Origin of the sequence: Vibrio sp. Hep-1b-8, assembly GCF_006124995.1 — a bacterium.
GTDB lineage: Bacteria > Pseudomonadota > Gammaproteobacteria > Enterobacterales > Vibrionaceae > Vibrio.
On sequence record NZ_QEWN01000116.1, the window covers coordinates 49,862 to 69,520 of the forward strand.

15 protein-coding genes are annotated in these 19,659 nt (G+C 46.3%); 2 read left to right on the top strand and 13 right to left on the bottom strand.

Annotation, left to right across the window (positions count from 1 at the left end; all coding sequences use genetic code 11):
- Positions 1-289: 289 nt before the first annotated feature.
- From acs to DA100_RS15845, 3 genes are all read right to left on the bottom strand, one after another.
- Positions 290-2,239 carry an acetate--CoA ligase gene (acs, locus tag DA100_RS15835; RefSeq protein WP_138973013.1) on the bottom strand — a complete coding sequence of 650 codons (1,950 nt, stop codon included), beginning with the start codon at positions 2,237-2,239 and terminating at the stop codon, positions 290-292.
- 209 nt (positions 2,240-2,448) lie between these two features.
- The gene (locus DA100_RS15840; protein ID WP_138973014.1) at positions 2,449-3,084 is read right to left on the bottom strand and encodes a 3'-5' exonuclease; all 636 of its coding nucleotides are present in this window, start codon (positions 3,082-3,084) and stop codon (positions 2,449-2,451) included.
- A 9-nt stretch (positions 3,085-3,093) separates the two neighbouring features.
- Entirely contained in the window at positions 3,094-4,920 is a 1,827-nt protein-coding gene (locus DA100_RS15845; RefSeq protein ID WP_138973015.1) for a DUF294 nucleotidyltransferase-like domain-containing protein, read from the bottom strand.
- Between the two features lie 203 nt (positions 4,921-5,123).
- Here DA100_RS15845 and DA100_RS15850 point away from each other — a divergent pair, with 203 nt between their 5' ends.
- Together DA100_RS15850 and DA100_RS15855 are read left to right on the top strand one after the other, a co-directional pair.
- Positions 5,124-6,308 carry a 3-phenylpropionate MFS transporter gene (locus DA100_RS15850; protein ID WP_138973016.1) on the top strand — a complete coding sequence of 395 codons (1,185 nt, stop codon included), beginning with the start codon at positions 5,124-5,126 and terminating at the stop codon, positions 6,306-6,308.
- A 116-nt stretch (positions 6,309-6,424) separates the two neighbouring features.
- Positions 6,425-9,853: a hybrid sensor histidine kinase/response regulator gene (locus DA100_RS15855; protein WP_138973017.1), complete on the top strand. Its 3,429-nt coding sequence runs from the start codon at positions 6,425-6,427 to the stop codon at positions 9,851-9,853.
- A 198-nt stretch (positions 9,854-10,051) separates the two neighbouring features.
- Here DA100_RS15855 and DA100_RS15860 read toward each other — a convergent pair whose 3' ends face one another.
- From DA100_RS15860 to argF, 10 genes are all read right to left on the bottom strand, one after another.
- Complete coding sequence (locus tag DA100_RS15860; RefSeq protein ID WP_138973018.1) at positions 10,052-10,534, bottom strand: hypothetical protein; 483 nt, start codon at positions 10,532-10,534, stop codon at positions 10,052-10,054.
- 94 nt (positions 10,535-10,628) lie between these two features.
- Complete coding sequence (locus DA100_RS15865) at positions 10,629-12,356, bottom strand: sodium:solute symporter family protein (protein WP_138973019.1); 1,728 nt, start codon at positions 12,354-12,356, stop codon at positions 10,629-10,631.
- A gap of 12 nt (positions 12,357-12,368) precedes the next feature.
- Entirely contained in the window at positions 12,369-12,632 is a 264-nt protein-coding gene (locus DA100_RS15870) for a DUF4212 domain-containing protein (protein ID WP_005470918.1), read from the bottom strand.
- 220 nt (positions 12,633-12,852) lie between these two features.
- Positions 12,853-13,479 carry a MarC family protein gene (locus DA100_RS15875; protein WP_138973020.1) on the bottom strand — a complete coding sequence of 209 codons (627 nt, stop codon included), beginning with the start codon at positions 13,477-13,479 and terminating at the stop codon, positions 12,853-12,855.
- Between the two features lie 103 nt (positions 13,480-13,582).
- On the bottom strand, positions 13,583-14,218 hold the full coding sequence (locus DA100_RS15880) for a response regulator transcription factor (protein WP_138973021.1): 636 nt from the start codon (positions 14,216-14,218) through the stop codon (positions 13,583-13,585).
- 191 nt (positions 14,219-14,409) lie between these two features.
- Positions 14,410-16,209 carry a protein-disulfide reductase DsbD gene (locus DA100_RS15885; protein ID WP_138973022.1) on the bottom strand — a complete coding sequence of 600 codons (1,800 nt, stop codon included), beginning with the start codon at positions 16,207-16,209 and terminating at the stop codon, positions 14,410-14,412.
- A gap of 152 nt (positions 16,210-16,361) precedes the next feature.
- A complete protein-coding gene (locus DA100_RS15890) occupies positions 16,362-16,850 on the bottom strand; it encodes an arginine repressor (RefSeq protein WP_138973023.1) in 489 nt (162 codons plus the stop codon).
- Between the two features lie 303 nt (positions 16,851-17,153).
- Positions 17,154-17,618, bottom strand: coding sequence for an aspartate carbamoyltransferase regulatory subunit (gene pyrI, locus DA100_RS15895; protein ID WP_138973024.1), 465 nt, complete (start codon positions 17,616-17,618; stop codon positions 17,154-17,156).
- Between the two features lie 17 nt (positions 17,619-17,635).
- Complete coding sequence (gene pyrB, locus DA100_RS15900; protein WP_138973025.1) at positions 17,636-18,565, bottom strand: aspartate carbamoyltransferase; 930 nt, start codon at positions 18,563-18,565, stop codon at positions 17,636-17,638.
- 415 nt (positions 18,566-18,980) lie between these two features.
- Positions 18,981-19,659 (bottom strand): ornithine carbamoyltransferase (gene argF / locus DA100_RS15905; RefSeq protein WP_138973026.1); only part of this gene is annotated, 679 nt, incomplete at its 5' end.

The following is a 19,659-nucleotide window of genomic DNA, read 5'->3' on the forward strand; positions in this document are numbered from 1 at the left end:
GCCATCTTCCTACTTCATGATATGAACTGGAATATTCCCATATTATCGCTGATTCAGCATGCTTATTTTGTTAAAAACAACACTGGATCTTTGAAATAGACCCAGATTATAGCCAATTCAGCGCAAATCGCAGCAATTTACTGGTCTAATCTCCCACCTTGGACGTCGTTTTTTGTAACCGAGGTAACATTTTTAATTCGGTTGAGTCAGTGAAACGCTCGTTTTGACAGGCTTAGAAACAACAAAACCGCCACGATGTGACGGTTTTGTTGTATAGGAGGAGGGGGAATTACGCGAGTTCTGCTTTTTCTGCAATGAGCTTCTCAACCACACTAGGATCGGCCAATGTTGATGTATCACCTAGGTTGCTGGTATCACCGGTTGCAATCTTACGCAGAATTCGACGCATGATCTTACCTGAACGAGTCTTCGGCAGAGAGTCTGTCCAGTGCAGTACATCTGGAGTCGCGATTGGACCAATCTCTTTACGTACCCAGTTTTTCACTTCAGCATGCAGTTCTGCACTTGGGAATTCACCGTCATTTAGGGTGATGTAAGCGTAAATTGCCTGACCTTTGATATCGTGTGGGATACCAACAATTGCGGCTTCCGCAATCTTGTGGTGAGCAACAAGCGCTGATTCAATCTCAGCAGTACCCATACGGTGACCTGACACGTTTAGTACGTCATCAACACGACCTGTGATCCAGTAGTAACCGTCTTCATCACGACGAGCACCGTCACTAGTGAAGTACATACCTTTAAAGGTAGAGAAGTAAGTTTGTTCAAAGCGTTCGTGGTCGCCGTAAACGGTACGCATTTGACCTGGCCATGAATCAAGAATGACTAGGTTACCGTCAGTCGCGCCTTCGATGATGTTACCCATGTTATCGACTAGGGCAGGCTGCACACCAAAGAACGGACGGGTCGCTGAGCCAGGTTTTAGGTCTGTTGCCCCTGGTAGTGGAGCGATTAAGATACCGCCAGTTTCTGTTTGCCACCAAGTATCAACGATTGGTGAGTTCTCATTACCGATGGTTTTGTAGTACCACTCCCAAGCTTCAGGGTTAATAGGTTCTCCCACAGAGCCCATGATACGAAGGCTGCTACGAGACGTACCTTCTACCGCTTCGTTGCCTTTCGCCATTAATGCACGAATGGCTGTTGGCGCAGTGTACAGAATGTTGACTTGATGTTTATCAACTACTTGGCTCATTCGGTTGGTGTTAGGATAGTTTGGTACACCTTCGAACAGAATGGTTTTTGCCCCGTTTGCTAGCGGGCCGTAGATGAGGTAAGTATGACCAGTGATCCAGCCCACATCCGCTGTACACCAGAAAGTTTCGCCTGGTTGGTAATCAAAGACGTATTTGAACGTCATTGCGGCATACACTAGGTAACCACCCGTTGTGTGTAGTACACCTTTTGGCTTACCTGTTGAGCCGGACGTGTAGAGGATAAACAGTGGATCTTCTGCTTTCATCTCTTCAGGTGGGCAGTTAGACGAGACGCTTGCTGTTGCTTCATGCCACCAAACATCGCGATGCTCGTGCCAGTCAATGTCACCGCCCGTACGCTTCATAACGATGACTTTTTCGATGGTTTTCACCTCTGGGTTGGTGAGTGCTTCATCGACATTTTTCTTCAGTGGTACTGCGCGACCACCACGTACGCCTTCGTCAGCGGTGATAACGACTTTAGCATCAGAGTCGATAATACGGCCTGAAAGTGCTTCAGGAGAGAAACCACCAAATACCACAGTGTGTACGGCACCGATACGAGTACAAGCAAGCATGGCAACGGCCGCTTCAGTGACCATTGGCATGTAAAGACAGACAACATCGCCTTTGCGTACGCCCTGTTCTTTAAGTGCATTTGCGAACTCACAGACTTCTTTGTGTAGTTCTTTGAACGTGAGTGTTTTGTCATCGTTTGGATCGTCGCCTTCCCAGATGATGGCAATATCATCGCCACGCTCAGCTAGGTGACGGTCAATACAGTTAGCGGATACGTTAAGCGTGCCATCTTCGAACCAACGAATGTCTACGTGGCCTGTGTCGAAAGAGGTATTTTTAACCTGAGTGAATGGCTTGATCCAGTCGACAATTTTGCCGTGCTCACTCCAGAAGCCAACAGGGTCTGTGACAGATTGCTGGTACATGGCTTGGTAAGTATCGTTATCCGCGTGTGTGTTTTTCTTGATGTTCTCTTTTACCGGATAAATATGGGCTTCACTCATTGCTTGTCTCCTTGTTGCTTAATTCAGTGTGAATCGAGCAATTGTCCGTTTAAAACGAGAAGGTCACCTGACCTCGACGTTGTAAAATCCTTATGCCTATAACTTTTAATCACAGGAGTAGATTCGACAATTAGACTTTAGGATGATAGGAAGAATTCTGCTTAAAAATTAGCGATCTATGTTTGAAATTGGGATTTAAATTGGCCTTTTTACTCGCTTCTGTAGGGGAGGCTAAGACTAGGCAGATCACCTTTTGTCAGGCGAACGAAGACCAAGGCAGCAGAAATGGCATCTTGAAGTGCGTCGTGCTTATCTTGGATTGGCAGATCTAAATGGCGGCAGATCGCGTCGAGACTGAGATCAAAATACGCGTTGGGTAAATGTTTTTCTAACTTATCGTGATAAATCTGGCTGACTTCGATCAACGGATTTGGCAATGGAAATCCTAGCTGTTTAAGACAGGCTAAATCGAGTATTTTCTTATCGTAACGAATGTGATAGCCAACCAGAGGTCGATTGCCAATAAAATCTAACAGTTGAATAAGGGCTTGTTTTTCATCGATACCATCAGCGAGATCTTGGTGGCGTATCTTGTGGATTTTGACTGAGCCAGAATCAAGGGACTGAGGAGCACGCAGTCGCACCTCAAATGGTTTGCTGGTGATGATTCGGTTATCGATGATTTTGGTCGCGGCAATCGTTACTAGTTCTGCACGATTAGGATCCAAACTGGTTGTTTCACAATCGAGCGAAACATATTCGTCTTTTTTAACAGAGGCAAATAGAGGCTGATAAGGCGAGCCTTTAAGTTTGTAATACCAGTAACGGCGGACTATCCAGTTCATCGCAAAGCCTTAATCCCTGATTTGATAATGATAGCCTAAGAACTGCTTAAACTTTTTCACTACATGTAAGCTATGTCGCAGCAAGTCACGCTCGGTTCGGTCTATCTGACTGAGATCGATACGGTTGTGGCTATGTTGATTACTTAATTGCTGATTCAAGCGCAGTTTAAACAGTAGCTTGAGGGCTTCGCTAAGGTTGTCAGCGGTGTCAGGCTCTAGAATCCGCTTTTTGCGTAGGGCTTCGATGCGCTCAAAGGTGTTTTTCTCTTCAATACCGTACTCCAGTGACAAGGTGCGAATACCATGCACTATTGGGAAGATACCGCCACTTTTGACATCCACCCCTTGTTTGTCTTTCTTTACGTTGCCAAACAGAGTTAACGGAAGAGAAAACTGTAGAGCGGGACGAGAGAAGTCTTGCAACGCCAACATGTTATTGAACATGATTTTCTTCAAATGTGCCATGACGGGTTCTAGCAACGATTTGTTGCCTGCAACCGCGTGAGCGTCGGTGAAGATGGCAAGATCCATGACTTGCTCTGCGGAGTTGGGTTTTGACCACACGCCTATGGTGTTCTTCCATGCGGTTTGTGTTTTAACCCATTTTGGATTGTTAACCATCACTTTTCCTGGGCAGAGAGGGTAACCCAATTGCTGCAATGTGTGTGTTAGCTGTTCCATGACGGCTTCACACTGATGCCAGTGTACATCGTCTTTAATAATTAAGGCGTTGTCTTGGTCTGTTTTGAGGATTTGTTCTCCTCGCCCTTCTGAGCCTAAAACAACCAGACAACACTGGTCGTGAAGGGCGGGAGGAACAATCAGTTCAAAAGCTTTTTCGATGATTTGTTCATTAACCGCAGAGATCAACTCCATGATAAAGCGGGTGCGAATACCGTTATTAAGCAGACTTTCTACTAGGTGACGCTGACGATTAGAAGCCAGTGCGAGTTCTTCAATGCTTGAGCTGCGAGCAATACTTAAGGTCAGTACATGAGAGTGAGTGGAGAAAGCACTCAAAATCTGTGTCATGTCGAGCATGCCAACCGCTTCTTTACCATCGGAGACCATGACGCGCTTCATTCGATTGCGCGTCATTTTAATCATGGCGTTAAACAGAAAATCCTCATTCTCGACATGAATGACCGGAAAAGTTGCAATTTGACCAACTGGGGTGTCGAGTGGATGACCATCAAGCATGACTGCGTGAAGCATGTTGGTTCGAGTGATGATGCCATAAGGCAGAGAATGTGGGTCATTCACTACGCGTTCGTCATCGTCATTGAGTCTGACGAGTGCAGAATCAATCCCGTTTTGTTTTAAAGTGAGTGTCACTTCATTGAGTGGTTGCTCTGGTGACAGTAGCATCGGTGGATGATAAATATCGCTATCCACTTTGGTCAGAATAAATTCAGCGAGATTTTGCTGCTGTTGGGCGGCTTCAATCAACTCTTGTCTACGAGCTAGGTTGTTATCGAAGTAAGCGGCAAATTGACCATTGGCGTTGTAAAGTTCTAGAAAAACCGTTTTTGGGAGCAGATAAGAAAGTGTGTCTTCGAGTGCCACATATCTGTGCTTGACGGTCTCTTCGAACAGCGCGCGAACATCAAACAAGTCATCATTGGCGTAGTGGGCAAAGATCTCTTTGTCGTCTTCTGAACGTTCCTCAACGGCGCCCTTGATGAGTATATGTAAATGCTGACTGGCGACACCAGGCTGGAGTAAGGTCTCTTTGGCGCGAAAGTAAGCTACATCGAGTGAGCTACGCAGTTTTTTTTGCTGCTCAGGGTCTAAACGGTCAAAGGGTGGGGATTGCATATTGAACTTATCTGGCATAGCGACTGACTCATGCGATCTCTACATCCGTTTAGTGTGCAGGATTTTGACAATTGTGCTAGACGACTTTGGTCGAACCCGTGGCATGAACACTTTCTTATTGTGACAATAGGGAAACTAAGTTGTGATAATTCTTCCCTTTTTATTGCGCCTTGAGCAAACGATAATACCTTGCCCCTTATTTGATGTATTTCGAGGTTTTGATGTTAACCCCTTCTCCTTATGGCTGGATCTCCCAGTATTTTGTTGGCTTCTTTTTTGCCTACGGCGTCTATCTGCCGTTTTGGGCATTATGGTTTGAAGAGCAGGGGATATCCGCAACTGACATTGGTCTACTTGTCGGCATTGGTTTTGCGACTCGTTGCGTCGCTAACATGGTACTGACGCCTCGAATTCATAAAGTCGAACATTTAATTCCGGCACTCCGCTGGTTGACGGTGGCCTCGATTATTTTTGTCGCATTTCATTTCTTCACAGGGGGAAGCTTCTGGTTGATGGCGTTGGCCACGGTACTATTCAACCTTTGTTGTGGCCCTATTGTTCCACTTTCTGATGCCATGGCAAACTACTATGCACGGTTTAAGATGCTCGACTACGGACGTACCCGTCTATGGGGTTCCCTTGCCTTTATCGCGGGGTCAACTGTGGTTGGCTATCTTGTTGCTCAGTACGGTTCAGATATGATTATCTATACCGCGTTGTCAGGTGTCATCGTCGCGCTAATCTTTTCGGCGCGTAGCATTAACCCAATGCCCGTGACGACCTCAGAAGATGACGCTGAACGTCCTAAACTGACTGAGTTGCTGCGTGAACTGCCTGTGATTAAATTTTTACTACTGGTGGCAATGATTCAGGGAAGTCATGCGGCGTATTACAGTTTTAGTTCAATTTACTGGAAAGGTGCGGGTTACTCAGAAGACATAATCGGTTACTTGTGGAGCTTAGGGGTGGTGGCTGAGGTGGCAGTATTTGCTCTAAGTAAACGTCTGTTCTCTGGCTGGAGTTTGCGCGCTTTATTTGTCGTAGCAGCACTAGGGGTTATCGTTCGTTGGGGGCTAACCGCGTCGACGACGGCATTGTTAGCGTTAGTTGCAATCCAGCTATTACACGGCGTGACTTTCGCGATGGCACATATTGCTGCCATTCAATATATTCAGCATTCAGAGCAGCGCAAAATGGTGGCACTGCAAGCCTTATATAATGCGATTCCGCTCGGTGCTTTTATCGCGCTAATGACGACCCTAAGTGGCTGGGGATATGAACACTGGGGTGCGAATATTTTCTGGGCAATGGCCGTGATGGGAGTGGTGGCTCTATTTATTAAGGTTGAGCCGCAAGGACACAGTGCCGATCAGATGATGAAAGCGGAGCCCAAAGCACAGAATTAAGCCTATTTGATTGAGTTCGTGTGCTTTAATGAGTTTAATGAAACCTCTTCAATATGAAGAGGTTTTTTGTTTCTGACCAGAACAAATACCATGGATGAATAAGATAAGGATATCTGATGCAAGGTTGGCTCGTGATCACCGTATCACTGTTGTATCTCGGTTTGCTGTTTCTCATTGCCTGGTACGGTGATAAACAACACTCTTGGTTAGCGAAGTGGCGACCTTGGGTCTACAGCTTATCCATTGCGGTGTACTGTACCTCTTGGACCTTTTATGGCACCGTTGGGCAGGCCAGCAGCAACCCATGGTCATTTCTTCCCATTTATCTAGCCCCAATACTGGTGTTTACTCTAGGCTGGCGTATTCTTGCTCGCCTTATCATTACGGCTAAACGGGAACATATTACGTCAATAGCCGACTTTATCGCTGCCCGTTACGGTAAGTCACAAGGTTTGGCTGTGGTGGTTACTTTAATCGCGGTAGCAGGCATCCTACCTTACATAGCGCTCCAGTTGCGTGGCATTACCATGGGATTGGAGATCATCGCCCCAGATTTGCCAGCACAATTCGAAGGGTCAGGGTTCGATGTGTCTTGGTTTGTTGTCGTTGCATTGGCTATCTTTACCATGCTGTTTGGTACACGACATATCGATAATACCGAGCACCACCGTGGCATGATGATGGCGATTGCGTTCGAATCGATTATCAAGCTGGTGGCCTTCCTTGCGGTTGGCCTGTTTATCCTATTTCTGGCACTAAACCGAAGCGATGTGGAATTAGTCGACATCGCTCGACAAACCTATCAGTCGCCCAATATTCCAACTTTACTGATCCATACTCTGCTCACCATGTTGGCAATTGTCTGTCTGCCGCGTCAGTTCCATACCATGGTCGTAGAAAATGAACGAGCGCAAGACTTGCACACAGCGCGCTGGTTATTTCCGATCTACCTGATTTTGATGGGCATCTTTGTACTACCAATCGCTTGGGTCGGGCAATCACTGTTGACTGATGCCAGTCCTGATACCTATGTCATCAGTCTACCGATGGCTGTTGGGGCGCAAGATGTCGCCTTGCTGGCATTCTTGGGGGGAACATCCGCGGCGAGTGGTATGGTGATTGTCTCGACAATCGCACTGGCAATCATGGTCTCGAATGATTTAGTCATGCCACTGTTGCTGCGCAGAATGCGCTTGTCTCAGCGTAATCACAGGCATTTCTCCGGTTTACTGTTGGTTATTCGCCGTGGGCTAATCCTGTTGCTGCTGCTTGGCGCATGGGCTTTTTATCAGGCGTTGGGCAGTATCCATTCCTTGTCAGCGATCGGTTTTCTTTCTTTTGCGGCGATCACTCAATTCGCCCCAGCCTTGCTAGGTGGGATGTACTGGCGACAGGGCAATCGAAAGGGGGTTTATGTTGGCTTAGCGGTTGGCTTTACCCTCTGGTTGATCACTTTGATGAGTCAGACTGATATGTTGGCGGGCAGCGCGGAGAGTAATCTGTTGTTATGGCTGATTACACCACCTGATTTGCTACAGCATTGGGATGTGACTAACTCTGATTGGGGCATATTGCTGAGTATCTCTCTTAATGCTCTTTGCTACGTTGTCGTTTCGCTGTTTACCCGCGCGAGTTTGAGTGAACGACTACAATCCGCTTCTTTCGTTGGTACTCCATTACCAGAAAGCGAGAACATGAGCCTTTATCAAAGTCGAGTGACCGTCGGCGAGTTAGAAATGCTTGCTTCTCGCTTTGTTGGTCGCCAGAGAGTGCGTAACGCCTTCCGACAATATTGGCATCAGCAACGAGAAACCATGCTGCCAAATCAGCAGGCTCCATCCACCTTAATCCGCCATACTGAGCGTGTTCTCGCTGGTGTGTTTGGCGCTTCTTCAGCAAAGTTAGTACTAACTTCAGCTCTGCAAGGGCGCAACATGCAGTTAGAAGAAGTGGCTACCATCGTTGATGAAGCATCAGAGCTGTATGACTTCAGCCGAGGTCTATTGCAAGGTGCGATTGAACACATAGGTCAGGGAATTGCGGTGGTCGATAAGCAGTTGCGGCTGGTGGCGTGGAATCAGCGCTATCTTGAATTATTTACTTTTCCAGCCGGACTGATTCAGGTTGGTCGACCGATCGCCGATGTGATTCGCCACAACGCTCAACAAGGTCTATGTGGCCCAGGCGACCCTGAAGAACATGTTCGTCGGCGTGTGTTCCATTTAGAGCAAGGTACGCGGCATACCTCGTCGCGGGTTCGCCCTGATGGTCGAGTTATTGAAGTTCAGGGCAATCCAATGCCGGGTGGCGGCTTTGTTATGAGTTTTACTGATATTACGGTGTTCCGAGACGCAGAACAGGCACTAAAAGACGCCAATGAACGCTTAGAAGTGCGAGTGAGAGAGCGAACTCAAGAGCTAGAACAATTGAACAAAAAGCTGGTTGTGGCAACTCAGCGATCGGAACATGAATCTCAATCTAAATCTCGCTTCTTGGCAGCAGTAAGTCATGATTTGATGCAGCCGCTCAATGCAGCTCGTCTGTTTGCGTCCTCGTTATCAGAGGTTGCGAGCGAGCCAGAAACCAAGCAGTTGTCTGGTCATATAGAGAGCGCATTGGGGGCGGCTGAAGATCTGATTGGTGACCTGCTGGATATTTCTCGTCTTGAGTCGGGCAAACTTGATACTCACGTTCATGGTTTTGCCATCAATGACGTATTGTCCAATCTCAATGCCGAATTTAGTGCCTTAGCCAAGCAACAGGGCATTGAGTTTTCGATGATACCGAGCCGGATGCTGGTTCAGTCAGACCCTAAGCTACTGCGCCGAGTGGTGCAAAACTTTTTGACCAACGCATTTCGCTACAGCCCTAAAGGAAAGGTTGTGCTTGGCGTCAAGCGTGTTGGGGGGCAAGCGAGAATCGATGTTTGGGACAACGGCATGGGCATTGACGAAGACAAACAACAAGAGATCTTCGAGGAGTTCAACCGTGGTAGTCAGGTCCGTTCAGATCAAGGGCTTGGTCTTGGTTTAGCCATATCAAAAGGCATCGCTCATGTGTTGGGTCATCAAATCACCATGCGCTCATGGCCGGGCAAGGGAAGTGTTTTCTCTATTACGCTAGCACGCAGTGAAAAAGTCCTGCCTCCGGTTAAAGAGAGTGTTGCAACCACAGTCTCTGACCTTAGTCATTTGAAAGTTCTTTGTGTCGATAATGAACAAGATATCTTGGTTGGAATGGATAACTTGCTCGGACGTTGGGGCTGTGATGTTCGCACGGCTATCGATTTGGTGGGCTGCTTGCAGTCGATAGACGAGCACTGGGTACCAGACGTGATATTGTCAGATTACCGTCTTGATAATGGGCGCACGGGTCTAGAAGTTCTACAGCAGTGTCGTTTACGTTTAGGTGATAGTTTTGTTGGGGTCATCATCAGCGCCGATCGTACCGAAGATATGTTGTATGGCATTAAATCGAACGGCTTTAGTTTTATTCCTAAGCCAGTCAAGCCTCTAAAATTGAGAGCGGTGTTGAATCGGGTGTAGGGGTTTAGAGTGGGCTTCGCCCTGCGAGAATTTAGAACGCTGCGCTCCGATAATCGAGACCAGACTCCGTCCTTCGAGAGGTGCGCGTTATAGCTGCTGGGTAGGTATCTGAACCAGAGCTTTTTGTTAGGAACTTACGTCTAAAATACAGAAAAAAAGGTTGACGCCTTAACGTCAACCTTGCAAATTTACTCGCTACTATTCTGTAAACAATGTCTCGTACTTCACAAACGCTGTCTGTGTCTCGCCATAGTAAAGCGTGCCATTTGATTGGATAGCCACACGTAACCAGCTCTCTTCAGATTCAGGTTTCGGCAGGGAAACCATCCATTGTTGTCCACTACTATCTGCGGATTGCATATCAACGGGCTGTCCGCTCTGCTCTTGGCCGTTAACCAGCGACAATTTTACCCCTTCTAAAGGAAAGGCGGATTTTAGCGACAGTTCTAGCCCTTGTGCTGTGAGTTTTTCGGAGCGAAATTGCACTTTAAAGTCGCCATTCGTCATATCGCACAAACCACTGGTATAGCGGCAGTTTGATTTAGCAGCCAACTTATAGGTTTCCCCTTCCACAGCGGCATGAGGTTTCTCACTCAACGCGATATCTGCGCCGAAATAGGCAATGATAGAAAGAATCGGGGCGATCAGTAAGGCGATGATTAAGTGCTTATTTTTGAACATCTTGGCTTCCTTGCTACAACAGACAGCGAATACGGTAACTGAAATTTGAGAAGAAAAAAGCCCCTGATGGGGCTTTTGTGGTTTGGATTAGATTTTAGTGGTCAACAGCGCCGCCAGCACCTGCTGGTACACGTACGTGTTCAACCAGATCTTTAACTTCTTGTGGAGTTTCAGCTGTTACTTTCGATACAGCGAACGCTACTAGGAAGTTAAATACCGCACCAATTGCACCAAATGCGTTTGGCTCGATGCCTAGGAACCAGTTGCTACCCCAGCTCTCCAGGTATTTCCAGTCAGCGACAAATAGGATGCCTTTGTGCTGGAATACGTAGAATAGAGTGATACTGATACCCGCAACCATACCTGCGATTGCACCTTCTTTGTTGATACCTTTGCTGAAGATACCCATCATCAGTGCAGGGAAGATGGACGATGCGGCCAGACCGAAGGCCAGTGCTACCGTACCTGCTGCAAAGCCTGGCGGGTTGAGGCCCAGATAACCCGCCACTGCAATCGCCACCGCCATGGAGATTCGACTGGCGAGCAGTTCTTTCTTCTCAGATATATTCGGATTTATAACGCCTTTGATTAAGTCATGTGATATCGCGGATGATATCGCCAGCAATAGACCTGCTGCGGTTGAAAGTGCCGCTGCCAGACCACCTGCTGCCACTAAAGCGATTACCCAGTTTGGTAGCTTAGCAATCTCAGGGTTAGCCAGTACCATGATGTCACGGTCAACTTTTAGCTCATTCGTTGCTGCGCTAGAAGTGTATTGGATGTTGCCATCGCCGTTCTTATCTTCGAAACCAAGTAGACCTGTTTTCTCCCAGTTCTTGAACCAGTCTGGACGCTCATCATAAGCAAGGTGCTGACCTGGAGCTGGGTTAACCGTATCCATTAGGTTTAGACGAGCCATTGCAGATACTGCTGGAGCAGTAGTGTATAGAATCGCGATGAATACGAGTGCCCAACCTGCTGAAGTACGTGCGTCACGTACCTTAGGTACAGTGAAGAAACGGATGATTACGTGTGGTAAACCCGCAGTACCGATCATTAGTGACATAGTGTAAACGAACATGTTTAACGTATCACCACGGACTTGCGTGGTGTATTCACTAAAGCCGAGTTCGGTCACCACCTGGTCGAGCCTGTCGAGCAGATACACATCGGTGCCTTGGATAGTACTACCCAGACCAATCTGAGGTAGAGGGTGACCAGTTAACTGCAGAGAGATAAAGATTGCTGGAATAGTGTAAGCTAAAATGAGTACGCAATATTGAGCAATCTGCGTGTAAGTAATCCCTTTCATGCCGCCCATTACTGCGTACATGAATACGATACACATACCAATCAGAAGACCAGTAGAGTAATCAACTTCTAGGAAACGACCGAACGCAACACCAACACCTTTCATCTGACCGATAACGTAAGTTACAGATGCGATGATAAGACAAACAACCGCCACGATACGTGCCGCGTTTGAGTAGAAACGCTCACCTACGAACTCTGGTACAGTAAACTTGCCAAACTTACGTAGGTAAGGGGCAAGTAGAAGTGCTAGAAGTACGTAACCGCCTGTCCAACCCATTAGGAATACGGAACCGCCGTAACCCATAAAGGCGATCAGACCAGCCATAGAGATAAATGATGCAGCTGACATCCAGTCTGCTGCTGTTGCCATACCGTTGGCGATTGGGTTTACACCACCGCCTGCAACATAGAACTCTTTAGTTGATCCAGCACGTGCCCAAATCGCAATACCGATGTAAAGGATAAAGGTCGCACCAACAACGAGGTAAGTGATAGTTTTCAAATCCATCTGAGTTACTCCTTACTCATCTACGCCGAATTCACGGTCAATTTGGCGCATTTTCCACGCGTAGTAGAAAATAATACCTAGGAAGGTATAGATGGACCCTTGCTGTGCGAACCAGAAGCCCAGTTTGTAACCACCTAGTTGAAATTGATTGAGTACATCGACAAATAAGATGCCGCAGCCAAAAGAAACGACAAACCAAACCACCATTAGGTTGATCATCAGTTTTACGTTCTTATCCCAATAGGCTTTGGCTTTATCTTGACTTTCAAACGCCATTGCCGCCTCCTTACGATTGGTATTGTTGTTAAGAAAATGTTTCAATATCTACATTAGCAAGGGTGGGGCAAGAACTCTTTTCAACTTTAGTCGGGGCATGAAAAACAAAAAGCGCCTAAAAATAAGGCGCTTAAAGGAATTAGTGATAATTATGTGATGTTAACGTTGTGTTAAATTAGCCTAAAGTCTAACGTTTTCGACTCAGACCAGACGAATTTTTCTAGCCAAGATAGAAATCTTTGATCCCCATCAGCAGATTATTGACTGCGACAGCCGCCAGAATAAGCCCCATTACTCGACTGATGATGGCAGCACCAACGTTACCAATCCATTTTTGAATATGTGTCGCGCCTAGCAACAGCAGCAGAGTGATAACCAGTACAGCGACCATCACCGCGGCGGTAATACTCTGATCGACAACGGCATAGCGGTGATTATCTGTCAGCATGACGATTGCCATCATTGCCCCTGGCGAAGCGATTGACGGAATGGCGAGTGGGTAGACGGCAAGATCGGCTAAGTCGGAATGGCTCATTTCTTGAGACAGTTTTGTCTCTTGTTCTGGCTTAGACTCACCAAAAATCATCGTCAATGCAAATAACAGCAGTACCAGTCCTCCCGCAGCTTGGAAGGCGGGCAGAGGAATCTGCATTGCTTCTAGTAACAATTGACCAGCGACGAGGAAAAACAGCAAAACCCCAGTAGCAATAGCGACCGCTTTTAGTGCAACCAGACGGCGCTGTTTAGCGGTGAGGTGTTGTGTTTGGGATAGGTAAACTGGCACTGAACCAATAGGGTCAATCACCGCCCATAAGACGACGAATTGGGTAATTAACATGCTTAGCAAGAGAAGTACTCCCAGAGTTAGTGAACAGAGGGGTAAATCAGATTGATGCCTGATACAAGCATTTTAGCAAAAAACAGCGCCGTCAGTGTTAATTTCTCGTGAATTAAGTTTCAGATTCAAGCTGTTGAAGTAAGATTACTGCTTGAGTTCGATTTTTTACACCTAACTTTCTGAAAATCGCCGTCATATGAGCTTTTATGGTGGCTTCTGATACATTTAACTCATAAGCAATCTGCTTATTTAGCAGGCCATCAGATAGCATTCCTAAGACTTTGTACTGTTGTGGCGTTAAAGTGGTAATTTTTTCTGCTAAATCGTTACAGGCCGCATTGTTGGTAATGGAACCTTCTGGGAAGAAGGGGTCACCGTTTAGCACTTGGTTTAATGCGCTAACCAACTCTCTCATATCACTCGATTTAGGAATAAAACCAAATGCACCATGGCTTTTAACTTGAGTGACTACGGCAGGCTCTTCACTTGCAGAGACAACAACAATCGGTAGGTCAGGGTATTCGGCACGAAGTTGCATCAGGCCGGACATCCCGTTGGCGCCAGGCATCTTCAGATCGAGGAGTAGCAAGTCTGGCTCATCCTCTTTCGCGAGTAACGAAAGAAGAGCATCTAAAGAATCTGCTTCCAGCAGATTCGCACCACTGACCGCCATATGCACTGATTGAAACAGGGCATTGCGAAACAGCGGGTGATCATCAGCGATGATTATGGTGTATGTCGAATCCATGACGTTAACTACTTATGAATGTTTGGTTAATAGAATTATTAACATCTTTGCATGTGTGGACAATATTTATGCGCTAAAAGTCTGAAGTGTATCGGGTTTTATTAGTGATATTGCATATAGATGCGCGAGGGGGATGGAAAAGAGCAGATGAATCAGCGTCCTCCGATGACTGAAGGACGCCGAGAGATGGCTTAAAGCTGGTGATTGTTCAGATGATTAAGGAAGGTTTTTGCGTCCATAAATCCAGTGATACGAGCGTTGGAAATTGACTCTCCGTTGGCACCCCAAAACTCAATAGTAGGTAAGCCAAGTACGCTCATTTTTTTCAGCAACTCGATATCCTGAGGTTGATTGCGAGTAACATCCGCTTGCAGCAAAACAAAGTCCTTTAGTCGCAACTCAACATCTTGCTGGTGGAAGGTGTATTTCTCAAATTCTTTACATGCAACACACCAGTCGGCATAAAAGTCTAGCATCACTGGTTTTCCGAGCTTCTTCGCTGAGTCGAGTTGCTGTTCGAGCTGGGCAACATTTTCAATCCGAATGAACTCGATTTGACTCTGTTTCTCAACACTTGCTGTGTTGCCAAAGTAGTAGTTCAATGCTGGCTGTGCTGAAGCGAATAAACCGAGCACCGCAACTATCCCAACGACACTTTGTTTCCACCCTCCAAATGAGAGTAAGTTTTTAACGTGATACAGCCAACCGAATGCCACTAGACCAAGGGCGGACCATAAACCCGTCGCCCAAGCTTCAGGCAAAATACGTTCAAGTAGGAAGATAGGAGCGGCGAGTAACACGAAACCAAACAGTGTTTTCACTCGATCCATCCAATTGCCTGCTTTAGGCAGAAGTTTATTGCCAAATACCGCGACGAGCATCAATGGAATACCCATCCCAAGCGCTAAGGCGTAGAGTGCGACACCACCGGTGACTAAATCACCACTTTGAGCAACGTACAGAAGCGCTCCTGACAATGGAGCGGTCGTGCAGGGTGAACAGACTAGGCCAGAAATTGCTCCCATAGCAAACACGCCTAATGAGCTGCCACCTTTCTGTTTATTGCTGAGGTTGTTGAGCCAAGTCTGAACCGAACTAGGAAGCTGCAAACTGTAGAGGCCAAACATCGATAGTGCTAGGGCAACGAATAGTGCGCTGAGCCCGATCAGTACATAAGGATGTTGCATTGCCGCTTGGAACTGCATACCTGCAGAAGCGACGACTAGGCCAAGTAGGGTATAAGTCACCGCCATCCCTTGAACATAGATAAAGGCCAGTCCAAGAGCTCGACTATGGCTGAGCTTACCGCTGCCTAACACGATACTGGTTAAAATCGGGTACATAGGCAACACGCAAGGTGTGAAAGCCAAACCTACACCAAGGGCTAAAAATAGGAGGGGGGTCCACCAGTTATCGCTTAGCTTTGAGGCTAATTTAGACTCGCTAGACACCGGAGGATTGTTAGATTCTGTTGCAGGTGATGCCTCATTAACAGCGTTGGCTGCTTTGTTCTGGATGACCGCGCGACTTTCTTGAAAGTCAAAACTGGTCAGTTCGAGAACTCGAGTTTCTGGCGGGTAGCAGAAACCTGCTTTGGCACAGCCTTGGTATTGAACAATTAAACGGGCGCCGTCTTGAAAGTTTGCTAACGGAACTTCGACAAATAGTGGCGAAGTGTAAATATTCACCTCACCAAAGAACTCATCTTTATAAGGTTCGCCATCACGCATTTCAACATCACCAAGGGTGATGTTTTCTCCGCTAACTGAAATTCTATGTTGGTAGAGGTAGTAGCCCTCTTTAACTTGCCAATCTAAAAATACCCGATTCCCTTGCTGATATGAGTTGAATGGGAAGGCTTGATCGACTGGCACGAAGGAATTGCTGTTCTGACCGAAAGTTGGCGCAGAGTTTGAGCTACCAAAAAGCGCCATAGCAGGCATTGAAATTACGGATAACAGCAAGACGAAAAAGGAGAATACGACGCGCATAGAAGAGCCACAGAGTTAAATTTGATTCATTTTAACTCAATCAGACAGGAGAAAGCGCCAATAAGTTTCAACTGGATTGAATTATTACAGATATTCGTCAAGTGCTAGCCACACCCCTCGCCGTTCTAGAGGGGTGTGAAACAGATAGAGTGCTAAGAAACACCTAGGCGAGCGCGAACGACTCTTTCACAGGCTTCGATATTATTGGTATCTTTTGGAATCACCAGCACCGTATCGTTACCGCCAACAGTACCAAGAATTTCAGTATGTGGGTCGATATCGACAAGGCGGGCGACCAATTGCGCACTGCCTGGGTGCGTCTTAACGACAACCATTGATTGGTTGTGAGTAATGAATTCAATCTGCGATGAGATAGAGGACTCAACACGAACGGGTGCAGTTTCTACTGTTATGCAGTAAACCTTTTTACCGCAAGCATTCTGTACTTTAACTACCCCTAATTGTGAAAGTAGTCGAGATACGGTTGACTGGCTTATGCCTTCGAAACCAATACGAACTAATGCTTCGCGCAGCTCGTTTTGCGTGCTAAAGCTCTGCTGCTGGAGAAGACGCTTACAAGCGGCAGTAAGCGTTTTATCTTCGCTGTAATCAACAGTGACCGAGGTTAGAGTTTCGCTCATGGGAACTCCTCAAAAAAACATGACGTAGGAATACGACCATCCATGCTGGTATCAGCACATAACTCCATATAAGTGCTGTTTAATTGTGAGCAATCACTTCTGTGGTGATTTGATTTGTCGTTTGATAAATAGATTAACACCAAATTTTGTATGGCATTGTGAAAGAGATCGCCAAACAAACAACTAGTTATTGTGGTCTTTTTTGAGTTTTAATTCTGTTGGGTGTGGATATTTATTCTCTATTGGGAATAAATATCCAGCACGATAAGAAGGGTTTAATAGTAGGTATAGATGGCGGTTGAATTAGCGCGCTTCAGTCATGATTTCACGAGAGAATACTTTTTCACAGTAGTGGCATTTTAACTGCACATTCTCATGTTTCTGTTGCACTCTAAATCGACTTTCAACGGGCTCTCCGTGTGAAATACAGTTGCTGTTAGGACATTCGAAAACACTTTCAATGCTTTCTGGCAAGGTCAAATTCAGCTTACTTATCACCTTATACTCTTCAATCTGATTGACGGTAGCTTTTGGAGCATACAGAGCTAACTGGCTCGCTTGCTCTTTCGTCAGATAGATGTTTTCGATCTTAATTAGGTCTTTTGAACCAAGTGCCGATGAAGGTAGGTTAAGGCCAATCGTGATGCGTTGGTTTGCTTTGTGCATCTTAAATAGCTTAAGAATTTTGATACCGATATGCGCAGGGATATGGTCAATCACAGAGCCGTTACGAATCGCTTCTACCTGAAGTTGAGTTTCTTTCACCATGATGTCTCTCCTGCTTATTAAATGTTTTCGTTAAGTACTAGTGCCAATAAAGCTTCACGGGCGTAAACGCCATTTTCTGCTTGCTCGAAGTAGTAAGCGTGTTTGGTTTTGTCGACATCTACTGTGATTTCGTCAACACGTGGCAGTGGATGAAGCACTTTTAGATTATCTCGAGCACCCTCTAGCGTTGCTGCCGTTAAGATGAATGCTGACTTCATATGTGCATATTCTGACTCGTCAAAACGCTCTTTCTGTACGCGCGTTATGTAAAGCACATCCAGCTCAGGTACGACTTCTTCAATGTTGCTGTGCATGCTGAATGTAATGCCTGACTCTTCAAGCTCTTCACAGATGTAGTCTGGCATTGCTAGTGCATCGGGTGCGATAAAGAAAAATCGTACGTTATCGAATTTTGCTAGTGCTTGAGTTAGAGAGTGGACAGTGCGGCCATATTTTAGGTCACCGACGAAAGCCACATTTAGGTTATCTAAAGTGCCTTGAGTTTCGTAGATAGAGAAAAGATCCAGTAGAGTCTGAGTTGGATGTTGATTCGCTCCGTCACCGCCATTGATGACAGGTACACCGTTAGAAAATTCAGCAGCTAGACGAGCAGCGCCTTCTTGTGGGTGACGCATCACAAAGGCATCAACATACGATGAAATTACCTGCACGGAATCTGCCAGCGTTTCGCCTTTTTTGGCCAGTGAAGTGTTTCCACCGTTATCAAAGCCAATCACTGTACCCCCTAAACGCTGTACCGCGGTTTCGAAAGAAAGACGTGTGCGCGTTGAAGGCTCAAAGAAGCAGCTTGCAACCACTTTGTTCTTAAGCAACTCAGGATTCGGTTCAGCTTTTAGCCTTGCCGCTGTGTCGACAACCAGCTCTAACTCTTTACGGCTGAGCTCTGGGATGGAGATAATGTGCTTGTTAAATAACGAATGCGCCATAGCAGTTTTCCTCGTCTCGAATCAGGATGACAGACAAAAAAAAGCCCCCTAAAAATAGGAGGCTTCAAAATAGAATACATGGAGAAAATGAAACAGATAACATCCCCGACTCTGGGCGTGTTTTGCAACAGCGTTCGATGGTGGATATGCGTGTCATTGTTTTCTCCTTAGACAAATTGCGGAGGATTATACGTACAAAAAAACGCCTTGCAAGCGTTTGCGAAAACTATCCAAAAAATGGATTTTTATGCGAATTTCGCATATTTTCGCTCTATTTTCCCAGCCGTTGTGAGAACTTGCTTTAAGGCGTTTTGTTGACGAATTTGTTTCAAACTGTGTGAAAAAAAATGCGGGCTTTATTCAGGGGGATTTTACTCTCCTTGCCAAATGCCACCCGCATTCCCCTGCAGTTCGATTAGTCGCCTAGAGTTGCCACCATTACCGCTTTGATAGTGTGCATGCGGTTTTCTGCTTCATCGAACACGATAGAGTGTTTAGATTCAACCACTTCATCGGTCACTTCTACACCGTCTTTCAGTTGTGGGTACTCAGCCGCTAGCTGTTTACCAACGGTAGTATCTTCACCGTGGAACGCTGGTAGGCAGTGCATGAATTTCACATCTGGGTTACCCGTCGCTTTGATCATGTCCATATTGACTTGGTAAGGCATCATTAGGTTGATACGCTCAGCCCAAGCTTCTTTCGCTTCACCCATAGATACCCAAACGTCAGTGTATAGGTAATCACAGCCTTGAACGCCTTCTTGAACGTCTTCTGTCATGGTGATCTTAGCACCAGTTTCTTCAGCGATTGCACGACATTGAGCAACAAGCTGCTCTTCTGGCCAGAATGCTTTTGGCGCTACAAGGCGAATATCCATACCCATCTTAGCCGCACCAACCATGAGTGAGTTACCCATGTTGTTGCGTGCATCACCTAGGTAAGCAAACTTCATTTCGTGAAGTTGTTTACCACGGCCGTGTTCCATCATAGTTAGGAAGTCAGCTAGGATTTGAGTTGGGTGGAATTCGTCTGTTAGGCCATTCCATACTGGTACACCAGCGTAAGCGCCTAGCTCTTCAACGATCTCTTGA